The organism is Plantibacter sp. ME-Dv--P-095, from assembly GCF_030209365.1.
In the GTDB taxonomy this organism is placed as follows: Bacteria; Actinomycetota; Actinomycetes; order Actinomycetales; family Microbacteriaceae; genus Plantibacter.
Genome location: NZ_JARVSB010000007.1, coordinates 355,735 through 371,469, shown reverse-complemented (window position 1 = coordinate 371,469; position 15,735 = coordinate 355,735). Strand labels below are relative to the sequence as shown.

16 protein-coding genes are annotated in these 15,735 nt (G+C 69.5%); 6 read left to right on the top strand and 10 right to left on the bottom strand.

What is annotated here, in order from left to right; translation table 11 throughout:
• Positions 1-24: 24 nt before the first annotated feature.
• Positions 25-507, bottom strand: a complete 483-nt coding sequence (locus tag QRN26_RS11725) for a CarD family transcriptional regulator (protein ID WP_056007762.1) — start codon at positions 505-507, stop codon at positions 25-27.
• A gap of 209 nt (positions 508-716) precedes the next feature.
• On the opposite strand from QRN26_RS11725, the gene QRN26_RS11720 reads away from it, so the two are divergent.
• On the top strand, positions 717-1,262 hold the full coding sequence (locus tag QRN26_RS11720) for a hypothetical protein (protein ID WP_056007765.1): 546 nt from the start codon (positions 717-719) through the stop codon (positions 1,260-1,262).
• Between the two features lie 84 nt (positions 1,263-1,346).
• Here the strand turns inward: QRN26_RS11720 and QRN26_RS11715 are convergent, their stop codons facing one another.
• Both QRN26_RS11715 and QRN26_RS11710 read right to left on the bottom strand, forming a co-directional pair.
• Positions 1,347-2,030 (bottom strand): response regulator, encoded by a 684-nt coding sequence (locus QRN26_RS11715; protein ID WP_056007768.1) that lies wholly within the window; start codon positions 2,028-2,030, stop codon positions 1,347-1,349.
• Positions 2,027-3,193, bottom strand: coding sequence for a sensor histidine kinase (locus QRN26_RS11710; protein ID WP_056007771.1), 1,167 nt, complete (start codon positions 3,191-3,193; stop codon positions 2,027-2,029). The genes QRN26_RS11715 and QRN26_RS11710 overlap by 4 nt, the downstream gene beginning before the upstream one ends.
• A gap of 166 nt (positions 3,194-3,359) precedes the next feature.
• Here QRN26_RS11710 and phoU point away from each other — a divergent pair, with 166 nt between their 5' ends.
• A complete protein-coding gene (gene phoU / locus QRN26_RS11705; RefSeq protein WP_056007773.1) occupies positions 3,360-4,028 on the top strand; it encodes a phosphate signaling complex protein PhoU in 669 nt (222 codons plus the stop codon).
• A gap of 76 nt (positions 4,029-4,104) precedes the next feature.
• Here the strand turns inward: phoU and QRN26_RS11700 are convergent, their stop codons facing one another.
• The 3 genes from QRN26_RS11700 to QRN26_RS11690 all read right to left on the bottom strand — a co-directional run bounded on the left by QRN26_RS11700 (position 4,105) and on the right by QRN26_RS11690 (position 7,430).
• A complete protein-coding gene (locus QRN26_RS11700) occupies positions 4,105-5,529 on the bottom strand; it encodes a chaplin family protein (protein ID WP_285036918.1) in 1,425 nt (474 codons plus the stop codon).
• Positions 5,530-5,639: 110 nt separating this feature from the next.
• A complete protein-coding gene (locus tag QRN26_RS11695; RefSeq protein ID WP_285036915.1) occupies positions 5,640-6,518 on the bottom strand; it encodes a hypothetical protein in 879 nt (292 codons plus the stop codon).
• A 162-nt stretch (positions 6,519-6,680) separates the two neighbouring features.
• Positions 6,681-7,430 carry a phosphoglyceromutase gene (locus tag QRN26_RS11690; RefSeq protein ID WP_056007781.1) on the bottom strand — a complete coding sequence of 250 codons (750 nt, stop codon included), beginning with the start codon at positions 7,428-7,430 and terminating at the stop codon, positions 6,681-6,683.
• Between the two features lie 72 nt (positions 7,431-7,502).
• On the opposite strand from QRN26_RS11690, the gene QRN26_RS11685 reads away from it, so the two are divergent.
• The gene (locus QRN26_RS11685; protein ID WP_056007784.1) at positions 7,503-8,327 is read left to right on the top strand and encodes a class I SAM-dependent methyltransferase; all 825 of its coding nucleotides are present in this window, start codon (positions 7,503-7,505) and stop codon (positions 8,325-8,327) included.
• Between the two features lie 20 nt (positions 8,328-8,347).
• On the opposite strand, the gene QRN26_RS11680 is transcribed toward QRN26_RS11685, so the two are convergent.
• The 4 genes from QRN26_RS11680 to QRN26_RS11665 all read right to left on the bottom strand — a co-directional run bounded on the left by QRN26_RS11680 (position 8,348) and on the right by QRN26_RS11665 (position 11,770).
• Positions 8,348-9,469, bottom strand: a complete 1,122-nt coding sequence (locus QRN26_RS11680; RefSeq protein ID WP_285036912.1) for an FUSC family protein — start codon at positions 9,467-9,469, stop codon at positions 8,348-8,350.
• Positions 9,470-9,477: 8 nt separating this feature from the next.
• The gene (gene ygfZ / locus QRN26_RS11675) at positions 9,478-10,644 is read right to left on the bottom strand and encodes a CAF17-like 4Fe-4S cluster assembly/insertion protein YgfZ (protein ID WP_285036910.1); all 1,167 of its coding nucleotides are present in this window, start codon (positions 10,642-10,644) and stop codon (positions 9,478-9,480) included.
• 1 nt (position 10,645) lies between these two features.
• Positions 10,646-11,347, bottom strand: a complete 702-nt coding sequence (locus QRN26_RS11670) for a heme-binding beta-barrel domain-containing protein (protein ID WP_285036907.1) — start codon at positions 11,345-11,347, stop codon at positions 10,646-10,648.
• Positions 11,348-11,479: 132 nt separating this feature from the next.
• Positions 11,480-11,770: a hypothetical protein gene (locus tag QRN26_RS11665; RefSeq protein WP_157579818.1), complete on the bottom strand. Its 291-nt coding sequence runs from the start codon at positions 11,768-11,770 to the stop codon at positions 11,480-11,482.
• A 109-nt stretch (positions 11,771-11,879) separates the two neighbouring features.
• Here QRN26_RS11665 and QRN26_RS11660 point away from each other — a divergent pair, with 109 nt between their 5' ends.
• The 3 genes from QRN26_RS11660 to QRN26_RS11650 all read left to right on the top strand — a co-directional run bounded on the left by QRN26_RS11660 (position 11,880) and on the right by QRN26_RS11650 (position 15,733).
• Positions 11,880-12,569, top strand: coding sequence for a response regulator transcription factor (locus tag QRN26_RS11660; protein ID WP_194669391.1), 690 nt, complete (start codon positions 11,880-11,882; stop codon positions 12,567-12,569).
• Positions 12,541-13,446 (top strand): mycothiol synthase, encoded by a 906-nt coding sequence (mshD, locus tag QRN26_RS11655; protein WP_056778591.1) that lies wholly within the window; start codon positions 12,541-12,543, stop codon positions 13,444-13,446. The genes QRN26_RS11660 and mshD overlap by 29 nt, the downstream gene beginning before the upstream one ends.
• A 91-nt stretch (positions 13,447-13,537) precedes the next feature.
• Entirely contained in the window at positions 13,538-15,733 is a 2,196-nt protein-coding gene (locus QRN26_RS11650; protein ID WP_056007803.1) for an RNA degradosome polyphosphate kinase, read from the top strand.
• The last annotated feature ends 2 nt before the right edge of the window (positions 15,734-15,735 follow it).

The following is a 15,735-nucleotide window of genomic DNA, read 5'->3' as shown; positions in this document are numbered from 1 at the left end:
GCGATCCGCGAGCAGCGGGCCGGCTCAGGACGCGAGGACCTCGTCGAGGACGGAGGACGCCTGCTCCTCGTCCGTCTGCTCCGCGAGCGCCAGCTCGGAGACGAGGATCTGCCGCGCCTTCGCGAGCATGCGCTTCTCGCCCGCGGAGAGACCGCGGTCCTGGTCGCGACGCCAGAGGTCGCGGACGACCTCGGACACCTTGATGACGTCTCCCGACGCGAGCTTCTCGAGGTTCGCCTTGTATCGACGGGACCAGTTCGTCGGCTCCTCGGTGAACGGCGCCCGGAGCACGTCGAACACGCGGTCCACACCCTCCTGGCCGATGACGTCGCGTACCCCGACCAGGTCGACGTTCTCGGCCGGGACCTCGATGACGAGGTCTCCCTGGGTGACACGGAGCTTCAGGTAGAGCTTCTCCTCGCCCTTGACGACGCGGGTCTTCACCTCGGTGATGGTCGCGGCACCGTGGTGCGGGTAGACGACGGTCTCGCCAACTTCGAAGATCATGGGTGTCGGTCCCTTCGGCGTCTCCCAGAATACCATAGGACCCCTGGTCAGAGCCGGGTACGGTGCCCACGGCAGCACCGACAGACAGCGCCTAGATCGGTACTCCGCACCGACCGCGTCCCTGTGCGAGGGTGGGCTAGACTCGAATCCGGATCCCGGGACACCTGTCACTCGTCTGCGCCCGGGGCCACCACATCTTGGAGGGTTCTGTGAAGGCGCGTCTCATCGCTTCCATCGTCGTCGCCGGTGCTGTCGCACTCGGCATGAGCGGGTGCAACCTGATCGCCCCGCAGGCGACCCTGAAGCAGTACGACGCCTCGGACGGCGTCGGTGTCACCGTCGGCTCGGTCGCGGTCCGCAACGCGATCGTCATCTCCGACGACGGCGAGACCGGCAACCTGGTGTTCAGCGTCGCGAACCGCGACGACCGCGCACACACCGTGCTCGTCGAGGTCGAGGGCATCGACGAGCAGTTCCAGGTCCTCGCCGAACCCGGTCTCACGAGCTTCGACGGCACCGGGGCGAACGACCCCCTGCGCATCGAGTCGCTCGGCGTGCAGCCGGGCGCGATCCTCGACGTCTTCTTCCAGTACGGCGAGGAGACCGGCGCCACCGCGAGCGTCCCGGTCCTCACCGGCGAGCTGCTCGAGTATTCGACGCTCGTCCCCACGCCGCAGCCGACCGAGGAGCCGACGGTGGAGCCGACCGACATCCCGACCCCGCTCGCGACGCCCACGACGGAGCCGACCGAATAGTCGAGCGACGATCACCGCTGGCACGACGAACGCCCCGCCTCTCCTGAGAGGCGGGGCGTTCGTCGGTGTTGCCCGACGTCGCGGCTAGGCCTCGAACCGGTAGCCGAGTCCGCGGACGGTGACGAGCATCACCGGCTCCGACGGGTTCGCCTCGATGCGCGAACGGATGCGCTTGATGTGGACGTCAAGCGTCTTGGTGTCGCCGTAGTAGTCACTCCCCCACACGCGGTCGATCAGCTGTCCGCGGGTGAGCACGCGCCCGGCGTTCCGCAGCAGCAGCTCGAGCAGCTCGTACTCCTTGAGCGGCATGGGGATCGGTGCACCGTTGACCTCGACGACATGGCGCTCGGTGTCCATCCGGACCGTGCCGGCCTCGAGCAGCACCTCCTCCTGGGCCTGGTCCGCATCGACACGGCGGCGCAGGACCGCACGGATCCGTGCGAGCAGCTCGCGGGTGGAGTACGGCTTCGTGACGTAGTCGTCGGCTCCCAGTTCGAGACCCACGACGATGTCGACCTCGGAGTCCTTCGCGGTCAGCATGATGATCGGCGTGCTCGACACCGCGCGGATCTGCCGGCAGACCTCCGTGCCCGGAATGCCGGGCAGCATGAGGTCGAGCAGTACGAGATCGGCGCCGCGAGCGGTGAACGACTGGACCGCCGACGGACCGTCCTCGGCCACCTCGACCTCGTAGCCCTCCCGCTCGAGCAGATAGCTCAACGGTTCACTCAACGATGCTTCGTCTTCGACGAGCAGGATGCGGGTCACAGGGTACTCCTTGCCGTGCCGGTGGAGAGATCCTCCGGCGGGGTCGTTGCTCTGGGCAGGCGGATGGTGAAAGTCGAACCGCGGCCGAGTTGCGACCAGACCTTGACCTCCCCGCCATGGTTGTGGACGGTGTGCTTGACGATACTCAGCCCGAGGCCGGTGCCGCCGGTGTGCCGGGACCGAGCCTGGTCGACGCGGAAGAACCGTTCGAACACGCGGTCGCGGTCCTCCTCGGCGATCCCGACCCCCTGATCGGTGACGGCGATCTCGACGACGTCGTCGACCGCGCGGACCCCGACCCCCACCTGGGCGCCGGTCGGCGAGTAGTGGATCGCGTTCGAGATGAGGTTGTGCACGGCGACGACGAGCATCGCCTCGTCGCCGTAGACCTCGAGGTTCTTGCCCCCGCGGACCGACAGGCCGACGCCGGTGGCGTCCGCCGGGACGCGGTTCTGGTCGACCGCGGCGGCGATCACGCGGTCGAGCCGCACGAGCTCCGGCTGATGGAGCGCGTCGGCCGCCTGCAGCCGGGACAGGTCGATGATCTCCGCCGTCATCCGCGTGAGTCGATGGGACTCGGTCGCGAGTCGGCTGGCGAACCGCTTGACCCGTTCCGGGTCGTCGGCCGCGGTGTCGAGTGCCTCGGAGAGGAGGCCGATGGCACCGATCGGCGTCTTCAGCTCGTGGCTGATGTTCGCGATGAAGTCCCGACGGACCTCGTCCAGGCGGCGCGCCTCGGTGTGGTCTTCGGCGAGCAGCAGGATGAAGCGGGAGCCGAGCGGCGCAGCGCGCACCCGGAGGTGTCTCGTCGCCTCACCGAACCGGCCGAGGGCCAGTTCCAGGTCGCTCGTCACGGCGTCGCCGGTGCGGCGGACCTCGAGCGCGAGGTCGATGAGTTCCTGATTGTCGAGCACGCGGTCGCGGACCAGGCCGAGCGCGAAGGCTCCGGGCGACGCCTTGAGCACGTTGTTCGACGGGTCGACGACGATGCCGGCGCTGTCGAGGGCCTCGAGCACCTGGTCGACCCCATCCGGCACGACCGGGTTCACGACCGTCGCAGCGCGCTCGCCACGGCGGAGGGCGAGGGTGATGAGGGCGACGAAACCGCCCCCGACGATGAGGCCGAGTGCCAACGCGATCAGCACCAACCACATGGTGTCCATGGGTACTACGTTACTCAGTCCGCTGGAGGCCGAACTCGCGAATACCCCGCCACTTCGACGACTGTTCACGCGCGGGGCCCCAACTGTTAACCTTGGTTCGGCATCATCGGCGGAGCGGGCATCTGCCTGCCCACCGCCAGGTCACGGAAGGACGGCACCCAGAGCCATGCGCGAGGTATTCCAGCAGTCACTGCGAGAGGTCCAGGATCGCCTGGTCGAGATCGCCGAGCTCGTCACGATCTCCATCGAGAAGGCGACGCAGTCCTTCGGCAACTCGGACGTCGCCGTGGCCGAAGAGGTCATCGCCAACGACAACCGCATCGACCAGCTCGCCATCGAACTCGACGAACTCGCGATCGACATCCTCGCCCGCCAGCAGCCGGTGGCCCGCGACCTGCGCATCGTCGTCAGTGCCCTGCGGATCAGCGCCTCGCTCGAGCGGATGGGCGACATGGCCGAGCACATCGCCCAGCTGTCGCGCTACCGCTTCCCCGACAAGGCCGTCCCGAAGGGGCTGCGCACGACGTTCGCCGAGATGGGCCGCCTCGACGTGTCCATCGCGCGCAAGCTCACCGAACTGCTCCGCACGCAGGACCCCCGCATCGCGGACGAGATCCGGAACGACGACGACGACGTGGACGAACTCCACGCGAGCGTCTTCGAGAAGGTGCTCGGCGACACGTGGAAGGGTGAGCCGGTCGCGACCGTCGACGCCACCCTCGCTTCGCGGTACCACGAGCGCTTCGCCGACCACGCAGTGTCCATCGCCAAGAAGGTGCAGTACCTGGCCACCGGCGACTGGATCCCCGAGACCACGACGCCGGTCCACCACTGAGCGACGTCCACCGGACACCCCGACGAGCGGTGTCGACCCGGATCCGGGTCGGCACCGCTCGTCCGTTGTCGCGGGACTAGCCGATCTGACGGCGACGGACGATCGCGCCGCCGGCCAGGAGCAGCAGACCCAGGACGGTCGCCAGTCCGGCGAGCGGCAGGAGTCCGGCCGCAGCGCTTCCGGTGTCGGCCAGGGCCGGCTCAGTCGAGCGCGGCGCCGAAGCCGTCACACCCGAGCCGGACTGCGACGGCGTGGCGGCACTGACGACGACGGTCGTCGGGCTGCTCGGCGTACCGGGGACCACCGGGATGGTGGGGTCCGTCGGGTCGGTCGGGTCCGTCGGGTCGGTCGGGTCGGTCGGATCGGTCGGATCGGTCGGGTCGGTCGGGTCGGTCGGGTCGGTGACCCCGGGGCCACCGGTCTCGCTGTCACCGATCACCGCGATGGCGTTGCCGCCCACCGTGACGGGCAGGCCCAGATCCAGGATCACCTGGTTCCCACCGGCGACGCTGCCGTCGCCGACCGTCGTGGACGTCCCGTTCCCGGACGTGGCCGGGGTCGTGGTCGCTCCGCCCGTCGACTCGGCGTCACCGATCACGCTGACGGCATTGTCGACCAGCGAGACGGGGAGCTCGACGTCTCCGATGATCTGATTCCCACCGGCGACACTGTCGTCACCGGTCGTCGTCGACGACCCCGCCGGAGCAACCGCTCCACCGGGAGCAGCCGCAGGCTGACCCGCCTGCTCACTGCTCGAGTCGCCGATCACGGAGATGGCGTTCCCACCGACCGTCACCGGTACGGTCACCACGGGCGACACCTGGTTCCCACCGGCGACACTGTCGTCACCGGTCGTCGTCGACGACCCCGCCGGAGCGACCGCTCCACCGGGAGCAGCCGCAGGCTGACCCGCCTGCTCACTGCTCGAGTCGCCGATCACCGAGATGGCGTTCCCACCGACCGTCACCGGGATGGTGACGGGCAGCTGGACCTGGTTCCCACCGGCGACACTGTCGTCACCGGTCGTGGCCTGACCACCCGTGGGAGCCGTGGTCGACTCCCCGGCCGGCGCAGCCGCACCACTCGACTGCTCGGCGTCGCCGATGATCGAGATGGCGTTGTCCTCGACCGTCACCGGGATGGTGACGGGCAGCTGGACCTGGTTGCCGCCGGCGATACTGTCGTCACCAATGGTGCTGGTGGCTTCCGGCTCCGGGGCGGGAACCGGTGCCGGCTCAGGTGCCGGTGCCGGGTCAGGTGCCGGTTCAGGTGCCGGTGCCGCTGGCGCGGGCTCCGGCACGCTGGTCGCCGACGAGTCGCCGATGACACTCACCGCGGTGTCGACGATCTCGACTGGCGCTTCGAGGACCACGTCGACGAGGTTCCCGCCGAGGATGCTGTCCTCACCCGAGGTGTCGGCGTTGGCCGCCGTGGCTCCGAGGAACGTGAGTCCCGCGACGAACAGGCCGCAGTAGAGGCCTTTCTTGACATACGAATTCATGATTCCTGCTCCTTGCAGAATGACTGGTGTGCTCCCGGTGTCGGGAGACTTCGGACTGTCGAACCACCCGATGGGTGGGCCTCCGCCGAACAGGGCGGAGTCGTCCGTCGTCAGTCAGGAGCAGTGTCTGCAGGGAAGGTGGGAGAGGCTGGTAGATCGTCGTCTCGAGCGATGGCGCGTCGATCGACACCGGGTGCGGGGATCGCGACCTCGGCGGACTGCTCGCCGCTCACCGGGCCGTTGGCCGCCGCGCCCGAGCCGGACGAGCTGGACCCGCTCGGCGAGACCGCCCAGTGATCGTCAGCGGCCGGCAGCGCCGGCAGACCGCCGGGTGTCGCAGGAAGCGTGGTGGTGCTCGGCGCGACGGCGTCGGCCGACGGGTGGACGGAGGCACGCTCGCGATCCGTACCGGCGTCCGAGGACGCGAGGTCTCCGAGCGGTGCGGATGGCGGCCCGAACACCGGAGCCGGAGCGCTCGTCGGCGCTGGAGCGGTCGGCGTGTCGCCGGCCTGCTCGGGCGCGGGCCCCACCGGGGCCGGGCTCGACGGGACAGGAACGGTCGGAACGACGACGGGAACACTGGGGACCGGGACGGCCGCGACCACGTCGCCGAGTCCATCGACGGTGTCCTCGACCGTCTGCACGACCGGTTCGACGATCGTCGCCACCGGCTCCGGGCCAACGGTCTCCTCGACCACCGTGTTCACGACCGGGACAGCCGCCACCGTGTCGTCGACGACGTCCACCACGGGCTCGACGACAGTGGTGTCCACGACGTCGACCACCGCTGCGACGGCGTCGATCGGTCGATCGAGCGAGTCCACGACCTCGGTGACCGCTCCGAGGAGTGACGGGTCCGCACCGTCGTCGGCGTGTGCGGACGACGGAGTCCCGAAGAGGGCGACGGCCGTGAACGCCGCAGCGGCGAACCCGCCGAGGGCGAGGGCGCGCCACAGGGGGAAACGGGTGCCGTCGGTCGACTGCTCCATGCGTATCCCCCCAATCGGGTTACAGTGCAGTCACTGTACGCCCAACTCGGAACGCGTTCAAGCCCTTTTTCGCGCAAGGGAAAACCCCGGCCAGAGGCGCATTCACCGCAGATGCGGTTGAGTCGTCCTCGTGGCCGGGGCGCTGGTTTGGTGGGGTTTCCGCTACTTCTTGCCCTGCGCTGCGACGGCCGCGGCACCGGCGGCGGCGGCCTCCGGGTCGAGGTAGCGGGCCGGTGCGATCGGACGGAAGTCCGCGTCGAGCTCATAGACGAGCGGGATGCCGGTCGGGATGTTCAGCTCCGCGATCTCGTCGTCCGAGATGTCGTCGAGGTGCTTGACGAGGGCGCGGAGCGAGTTCCCGTGCGCCGTGACGAGCACCGTCTTGCCGGCGGCGAGGTCGACCGTGATGTCGGACTCCCAGTACGGCAGCATGCGGTCGATGACGTCCTTCAGGCATTCGGTGCGCGGCAGCTCGCCGTCGATGCCGACGTACCGCGGGTCGTCCGCCTGCGACCACTGGTCGTCGTCCGCGATCGGCGGCGGCGGGACGTCGAAGGACCGACGCCAGGTCTGGAACTGCTCCGGACCGTACTCGGCGAGCGTCTGCGCCTTGTCCTTGCCCTGCAGTGCGCCGTAGTGACGTTCGTTGAGACGCCAGCTGCGCTTCACCGGGATCCACATGCGGTCGGCGGTCTCGAGGGCCAGGTTGGCCGTCTGGATCGCGCGGGAGAGGACCGAGGTGTAGAGCACGTCGGGGGTGATGCCGGAGTCGGCGAGCAGCTCACCCGCGCGCTTGGCCTCGGTGACACCGAGTTCGCTGAGTCGGACGTCGACCCAACCGGTGAACAGGTTCTTCTGATTCCAGTCGCTGTTGCCGTGGCGCAGCAGGACGAGGGTGTAAGTCTCAGGCATGCCTCCAGCATACCGACGGCGCGTGGCCGCGAGGTGGACCCGGAGGTCTCGTCGGTGAGGGAGAATAGGCCCATGCCCGTCGGATCGATCACTCGCGGGACGACGAACACGAACCGACTCCGTCGTGTGGACCGCTGGATCTCGACCCTCCCCGCGCTCAGACGGACGACGAACCCCCTGGTGGTGGACCTCGGCTACGGCGCGAGCGGGATCACGACCCTGGAGTTGCACGAACGGCTCCTCGCCGTCCGACCCGAGCTGCGGGTCATCGGTCTCGAGATCGAGCCGGGCCGCGTCCGCACCGCCGATGCGCAACTGCGACTGGTCCGCGACGGTGCGACCCGCTTCTCCCCCGCCGCTCGGGTGTCCTTCGCGCTCGGCGGCTTCGAGGTCCCGACCGGTGAGGACCGCCCGGTCGTCATCCGCGCGTTCAACGTGCTCCGCCAGTACGACGAGTCGGAGGTGGCGGACGCCTGGCACCTGATGGCGAAGCGACTCCAGCCGGGCGGGACACTCGTCGAGGGAACGTGCGACGAGATCGGACGCGTGTCCAGCTGGGTCGCCGTCGACGACCAGGGTCACCCGGAGTCGTTCTCGATCAGTCTGCGGCTGGCCGACTTGGAGCTCCCGTCCATCGTGGCGGAACGGCTGCCGAAGGCGCTGATCCACCGCAACGTCCCCGGGGAACGGATCCACGCACTCATGACGGACCTCGACCGTGCCTGGCGCGTGCACGCACCCCTGGCGGTCTACGGTCCCGTGCAGCGCTGGTTGGCGACCGTCGGCACGCTCGTCGACACCGGGTGGCCCGTGACGGCGGGGCGCTCCCGCTGGCGCCTCGGTGAGCTGACGCTGCCGTGGTCGGCCGTGGCCCCCGCTCCGACGCCGGTCGCCTGAGCAGCGTCTCGCGTCGCGGATCAGACCGGGGGAAGCGCCGCCTGGGCGTCCGCCGTCGGCAATCCGGTCGCCGTGAGCAGATCGACGAGGTACGGACGGAGGACGAGGACGAGCGCCTGCTCCGACACCGAGGCCTCCGGCAGCACGGCGACCGGGTCGAGGTGCTTGGCGATCTCGAGGAGAGACTGCCTCGCCACGGGCTGCTGCGCGATGTCCCCGATCGACTGCGACAGGATGCCGAGCGCGACGGAGGTGCGAGCGAGCAGGTCCGCGAGCTCGGGCCGGCTCGTGGCATCGCGAGACACGTAGTCGATGCGCCGGGCGATCACCCGGAGATTGCGGGTCGCGAGGTCCATGCCGTCGAGCATGGTCCGCTGTCGCTCGAGGTCGAAGACGGCCTTCCTGAGGAACGGGGAGATGCGCGCGATGGCGAGCCCCGAGTCGAGGGTGCCGCGCCACGCGTCCAGTGCCGGCTGGGTGGCCCTCGCCCGGGCGAGCGCGCGGTCCGCCTGCTCCAGATCGCCGAGGCGGAGGGCCGCCACGAGGGATGCCAGCGTCCGGACGTGTTCGTCGATGAGCCGCTGGCCGTCCCGGCGAGCGCTCCGGCGCGGGTCGCGCGGGATGAGTGCCGTCGCGAGGAGGGCGAAGACCCCGCCGATCAATCCGTCGAGCGTCCGGACGAACGGTCCGCCGTCGGGGACGGGCAGGAGCATGACGAGGACGGACTGCACCGCCGCCGCGATCGCGAACGATGCCGCCGGCGACAGGAACCGGGCGACGAGCAGCGTGAGCACGAGCGCGACCGCGAGTTGCCACGTGCCCTGGCCGAAGCCGAGGAGCAGGATCTCGGCCAGCGCGATCCCGACGCTCATCCCCACGGCCGTCTCGAGGACCCGGATCGGGCGGGCGTCGCGAACGAACCCGAGACTCGAGATCGTCACGGTCAAGGCGAGGAGTGGGACGGCGTGCCCGAGCACGTAGTGGGAGAAGGCATAGGCGGCGATCGCGGTGAGGCTGACCTGCAGCACCGCCGGAACGGAGGCGACCAGGCGGTGCCAGGCGTCACCGAGGGCGATGCGCCGCAGGAGCGCCGCCGTCCAACGGTCGCGACCCGGCCGCTCGTCGGACGCGTTCTGCCTCACCACTCCGGTCAGCGCCGGACGGCGCCGAGTCGCGGGAGTCGGGGGACGTTCGCCGTCGCGCCGGCATCTGCCGGGACCACGATCTCCTGCGACGCCGCGACGTCGACACCCTCGGCTTCGACCGTCAGCACGGCGGCCGGATCCGTGGAGCGTTTGACTACCGCCAGAGCGACCGGGCCGAGCTCGTGGTGGATCGCGCTCGAGGTGATGCTCCCGACGGTCTTGCGGACCGGGTCGTCGCCACCGGTGACGAGTACGACGTCCGACCCGGCACGCGGGAGGACCGCGTCGGAGCCGTCGAGAAGGAGCATGACGAGCCGGCGTGGCGGGTGCCCGAGGTTGTGCACCTTCGCGACCGTCTCCTGTCCTCGGTAGCACCCTTTGTTCAGGTGCACGGCGGAGCGGAGCCAATCGAGCTCGTGCGGGATGCTCCGCTCGTCGACCTCGGCCTGCAGCCGTGGACGCCAGGCGGCGATCCGCAGCGCCTCGGCGGCCAGGGAACCTGCGGCGGAGAACGCGCCCGCACGGACCTGCTGCGCGAGCGCGTCGAGGGTGGCGCGCTCGACGATGGTCTCGGTCCACGTCCAGGTGGCACCCGGGTGCTCGCCCGTCGCGTACTGGTGACCGCCGACGGCGACCTCCGACCACGGGTCGTGCCAGACGAGCGGCAGCCCGTTGGGGGCCGCGGCGTCGATGGCGAGCCCCGCCGCTGCACCGATCACCGCGTACTGCTCCGTCGCGATGGCCACCTCGACGCGCAACATGAACCGCATGCGGTCCAGCCAGGCGTGGAGTGGAGCCGCATCGTCAGCCTCGGTGATGATCCAGGTGGTCGTTCCGTCGTCGAGCAGCTTGGCCGCGTGCTCGATCCGCCCGCTCTGGTCGAGGAAGAGCGTCTCGGTGGAGGTGCCGGCCGGCAGGGAGCGGAGGTCCTGGCTCGTGATGGAGTGCAGCCAGCTCAATCGGTCCGGCCCCGTGATCGTCACGACGCCACGGTTGGAGAGGTCGACGATCGCCGTGCCACGGGAGATCAGTCGCTGCTCGATGTTCGGGCTGCCGTAGTGCGAGGGGACGCCGTGGTCGAACGCGTCCGCCTGTTCGACGGCGCCGGGGAGGGTGAGGAAGGGTGAGCCGGGAACCGCGCTCGGAACGGCCGATCCGATGGATGTCGACACGTCAGTCGGCTTTGGCCAGGCGCGCCGAGGCGTGCGTGCGGAGATCCTGGCCGAGCGCGGCGATGTCCCACGCCCACAGCAGGTGGTTCTCGACGAGCCCGTACAGGCGCGTGGCTGCGGCGTACTCCTTGGCACCCGCGGTGCGCACCACGGCGTCGGTCGCGAGGTCGATGCGCGGGCCGTCGATCTGCCCCAGGTAGAGCTCGCTCACGCCGTTCGGGTGGACGATCGACACCTGCAGCGGGAAGGCGCCGGTCGAGGTACGCAGTGCCTCCACCGACTGGGCTGTGCCGAACGGCCTCGGCCCCTGGCCGGGGAGCATGCCCGGGCCCGGATCGCCTTCGATGAGGGGTCGTTCCAGACGCCAGTAGCCGGTCTCGGTCACGAGCGGTTCAGGGGCGGCCAGCGGATCGAGCGGGGCCTCCGTCGCCTCCGGACCGGCGTCGTCGTCGGAGAGGCTGTCGGCGTCCGTCGTCGAGCCACCCTCGGCATCGGCCGCAGGCTGCTCCGGGAGGAGCCAGGTGTACGAGTTGTAGTTCAGGTAGGGCAGGCCGTCGTGGCTGAAACTGACGCGCTGACCGAACTCGCGGGTGACGGTCTCGTCACCGATCTTGTAGTCGATGACCCCGGTGCCCTCCCAGACACCGATCAGCCAGGACAGCGGGACCAGTTCGCTCGGCAGGCCGCTCGGGATCTCGATCATCGAGGAGCCCGACTAGCGCTGTCCGCGGTACAGGTTCTTCAGCACCACGACCGCGGTGAACGCGATGGCGAGGCTGGCGAGGACGAGCAAGCCGATGAAGAAGATTTCGAGAGCGAGCAGCATGGGGAAAGTCTACCCCGCAGCCAGTGCGATGAGGCCATACACGGCGCCTCCGAGCGCGAGGATCAGCACCGAGCCGGTCACGCTCGTCGACATGCGGTCGACGAACCCGATCTTCTGACGGGTCAGCAACTGAGCCGAGAACGCGGCGAGGGTGCAGAGACCGAGCGTCGCGGACAGCCCGTAGTAGGTCTCCCCCGGGCTCCAGAGCAGGCCGGACACGACGACACCGACGAGCGCGAGCGCCCAGATGGAGACGACGCTGATCCAGCGCAGCCGGGGAGAGAGGGTGGTTTCGCTCACGGACCCATTGTCACAGAGCATGGAGCGGCGGACCACCTCCGGTCGCCGGTGCGACGGCGGGCGCAGTCGTTCGCCTAATATGGTTCCAAACTCAGTCGGGAGGATGCGCGTGGCGCAAATTTTGGTCTTGACCTCCATGGTCGGCACCGAGGTCCTCCCATCCCTCGGACTCCTCAGCCACCGCACCCGGCAGATCCCGGCCGATCCGTCGCAGCTCGTGAACGCGCCGAGTTCGGACCTGGTCCTGGTCGACGCCCGGCAGGATCTGGCGAGCGCGAAGTCGCTGTGCAAGATCCTCGGGGCGTCCGGCCTGTCCGTCCCCCTGCTCCTGATCCTCACCGAGGGCGGGCTCACCGCCGTCAGCGCCGACTGGGGCGTGAACGACGTCATCCTCGAGTCGGCCGGGCCGGCGGAGGTCGACGCGCGGATCCGGCTCGCCATCGGCCGCGCCTCGCAGGAACACTCGGCGAGCAAGATCCAGGCCTCGGGCGTGGTCATCGACGAGGCCAGCTACTCCGCGAAGGTCCACGGCAAACCGCTCGACCTCACCTTCAAGGAGTTCGAGCTGCTCCGGTTCTTCGCGACCCATCCCTCCCGGGTGTTCACGCGCGAGCAGCTGCTCAGCGAGGTCTGGGGCTACGACTACTTCGGCGGCACCCGCACCGTCGACGTGCACGTCCGTCGGTTGCGCGCGAAGCTCGGAGACCTCGAGCAGCTCATCGGCACCGTGCGGAACGTCGGCTACCGATTCAACGTCTACGAGGATGATCATGCCCCGGCTGACGCTGTCGGTTCGTAACGTCGAGGACGCGCCGACGCGCGCCGCGCTCGACCGCCTCGTCCGGACGGCGTCGCTCGTCGACGGCCAGCCGCCGTTCAGCGACCAGTCGCTCATCGACGTCGCCTCGGGCGCCCGCACCCTGATCCTCGCGGTCGAGCCCCAGGATCCGCCCGTCGACCCGGACGACTTCGCCGTCGTCGGCGCGGCCATCGTCGGGCACGGGGAACTCGAGTTCGTGATCGAGCCCGAGTGGCGAGGGCACGGGTACGGCCGCGCCGCACTCCGCGGAGTCCTCTCGAACTGCCCGCCGAACGTCCGCATCTGGGCGCACGGCGACCACCCCGCCTCCCGGGCGCTCGCCGAGGAGTTCGGATTCTCGTCAGTCAGGACGCTCCTGCAGCTGCGCTTGACGAAGGCGCCGGCGAACCGCGCCCGATCGGCGACCGCCGCGCACGCGGACGTCACGATCGAGACCTTCCGGCCGGGTGTCGACGAACAGGAGTGGCTCGAGGTGAACGCGCTCGCGTTCGTCGGCCATCCCGAGCAGGGGCGGATGACCCTCGACGACCTCCGCGCGCGCGAGGCCGAGTCGTGGTTCGACGCCGGCGACTTCCTCCTGGCCCGCGGCTCCGACGGCGACCTGCTCGGGTTCATCTGGCTCAAGATCGAGGAGACGGTCGGTGAGGTGTACGCGGTGGGCGTGCACCCGGCGGCCGGCGGCCGCGGACTCGGAAGACTCCTGATGGAAGCCGGGATGGCGCGGCTGCGCGACCGTGCGGTCGACGCCGTCACGCTCTACGTCGAAGCGGACAACGTGCCGGCGGTCTCGCTGTACCGATCCCTCGGATTCACCGACCACACGATCGACGTCCAGTACGCGAGAACCGACGCCTGATCCCGCTCCACAGCACGCCGGGGCGACCGCATTTACAGAGTGTTCACCGCAGTCGTCGCGACCACCGCCGTCACGGTGTCATGATGAAGGCATGCCAGCAGACCCAACCGTGCTCGACGTCGGCCTCGATGGAGACGACGAGGACTTCGATCCCGCGTTCGAGCGCAACGATCCGGCGCTTCCCGAGCACCGCTACCTCGACCGCGAACTCAGCTGGCTCGCCTTCAACCAGCGCGTGCTCGAGCTCGCAGAGGACCCGGCGCTCCCCGTCCTCGAGCGCGCCAACTTCCTCGCGATCTTCGCGTCGAACCTCGACGAGTTCTTCATGGTCCGGGTCGCGGGTCTGAAGCGACGCATCCTCACCGGCCTGGCCGTCCCCACGAACGTGGGCAACGCCCCGGCCGACGTCCTCTCCGAGATCTCGCAGCAGGCCCACATCCTCCAGGAGCGGCACGCCCGCGCCTGGCACGACCTCGTGCGTCCCGACCTCGCGGAACGCGGCGTCACCGTCGTCACCTGGGACTCGCTCGACGCCGCAGACCGCGACTACCTGAGCGAGTACTTCAGCAACCAGGTCTTCCCCGTCCTCATGCCGCTCGCGGTCGACCCGGCCCACCCCTTCCCCTACATTTCGGGGCTCTCGCTGAACCTCGCGGTGCGGGTGCGGAACACGCGCAGCGGGCGCGAGGAGTTCGCCCGGCTCAAGGTGCCCCAGATGATGCCGCGCTTCGTCCGCGTCGGCCCGGCCGAGCGTCGCTCCGCGGCACTCGACACCGCCCCGAGCGTCCGCTACATCGCGCTCGAGGAGGTCATCGCCAACCACCTGGGCCATCTGTTCCCCGGCATGGAGATCGTCGATCACCATGTGTTCCGCGTCACCCGCAACGAGGACATGGTGATCGAGGAGGACGAGACCGAGAACCTCATCCAGGCGCTCGAGAAGGAGCTGCTGCGTCGTCGGTTCGGCCCGCCGATCCGCCTCGAGATCACCGACGACATGGACGACGTCACGCTCGGCCTGCTCGTCCGCGAACTCGACATCACGGAGCAGGAGGTCTACCGCCTCCCCTCTCCGCTCGACCTCGGTGGGCTCTTCAGCCTCGCCGGCATCGACCGTCCCGACCTCCAGTACCCGAAGCGGGTGCCCACGACCGCGCTGCAGTTCCAGCCCGACGAGCCGAACGGCAAGCCCGACCTCTTCCGGTCCATCGCGAGGGAGGACGTCCTCGTCCACCACCCCTACGAGTCCTTCGCCACGAGCGTGCAGGCCTTCATCGAGCAGGCGGCGGCCGACCCGCACGTCCTGGCGATCAAGCAGACCCTGTACCGGACCTCCGGCGACAGCCCCATCGTCGAAGCACTGATCGACGCCGCGGAAGCGGGCAAGCAGGTCCTCGCCCTCGTCGAGATCAAGGCGCGCTTCGACGAGCAGAACAACATCTCCTGGGCCCGAAAGCTCGAGAAGGCGGGCGTGCACGTCGTCTACGGGCTCGTCGGCTTGAAGACCCATTGCAAGCTCGCCCTCGTCGTCCGTCAGGAGCGGGGCGTGCTGCGCCACTACAGCCACATCGGCACGGGTAACTACAACCCGAAGACGAGCCGGATCTACGAGGACCTCGGCCTGTTCACGGCCGACGACCAAGTGGGCAAGGACCTCACGCGGCTCTTCAACGAGCTGTCCGGCTACGCCATCGAGAAGAAGTTCAAGCGCCTCCTCGTCGCGCCCCGCCACCTCCGCAAGGGACTGCTCAAGCACATCGAGCAGGAACGGACGAACGCGGAGGAGGGCAAGCCCTCCGGCATCCGCATCAAGGTCAACTCCATGGTGGACGAGGCGATCATCGACGCCCTGTACCGCGCGAGCCAGGCGGGCGTGCCCGTCGACCTCTGGGTGCGCGGCATCTGCGCGCTGAAGCCCGGTCAGCCGGGCATGAGCGAGACGATCCGCGTGCGGTCCATCCTCGGGCGGTACCTCGAGCACTCCCGCATCTTCTCGTTCCACAACGACGGCGATCCGCACGTGTTCATCGGCAGCGCCGACATGATGCACCGCAACCTCGACCGCCGGGTCGAGGCACTCGTGCGCCTCACCGATCCGAAGCATCTCGCCGCGACCGCCGCCATGTTCGAGCAGGCCCTCGACGAGCGGACCTCGTCGTGGTGGCTCGACGCCGACGGGGTGTGGACACGCCACGCGGTCGACGCTGATGGCCAGCCGCTCACGGATCTGCAAGACTCCCTCATGCTCGAGACCGCGGCGCGCCGGCGCCCGAGGAGTCGTCGCTGACG

What these genes read in the sequence shown, in the direction of transcription:
- QRN26_RS11670 (WP_285036907.1), bottom strand. Translation starts at nt 11,347, where the DNA reads ATGATCGAGATCCCGAGCGGCCTGCCGAGCGAACTGGTCCCGCTGTCC.
- QRN26_RS11700 (WP_285036918.1), bottom strand. Translation starts at nt 5,529, where the DNA reads ATGAATTCGTATGTCAAGAAAGGCCTCTACTGCGGCCTGTTCGTCGCG.
- QRN26_RS11650 (WP_056007803.1), top strand. Translation starts at nt 13,538, where the DNA reads ATGCCAGCAGACCCAACCGTGCTCGACGTCGGCCTCGATGGAGACGAC.
- QRN26_RS11710 (WP_056007771.1), bottom strand. Translation starts at nt 3,193, where the DNA reads ATGGACACCATGTGGTTGGTGCTGATCGCGTTGGCACTCGGCCTCATC.
- QRN26_RS11695 (WP_285036915.1), bottom strand. Translation starts at nt 6,518, where the DNA reads ATGGAGCAGTCGACCGACGGCACCCGTTTCCCCCTGTGGCGCGCCCTC.
- QRN26_RS11690 (WP_056007781.1), bottom strand. Translation starts at nt 7,430, where the DNA reads ATGCCTGAGACTTACACCCTCGTCCTGCTGCGCCACGGCAACAGCGAC.
- mshD (WP_056778591.1), top strand. Translation starts at nt 12,541, where the DNA reads ATGCCCCGGCTGACGCTGTCGGTTCGTAACGTCGAGGACGCGCCGACG.
- QRN26_RS11685 (WP_056007784.1), top strand. Translation starts at nt 7,503, where the DNA reads ATGCCCGTCGGATCGATCACTCGCGGGACGACGAACACGAACCGACTC.
- QRN26_RS11725 (WP_056007762.1), bottom strand. Translation starts at nt 507, where the DNA reads ATGATCTTCGAAGTTGGCGAGACCGTCGTCTACCCGCACCACGGTGCC.
- phoU (WP_056007773.1), top strand. Translation starts at nt 3,360, where the DNA reads ATGCGCGAGGTATTCCAGCAGTCACTGCGAGAGGTCCAGGATCGCCTG.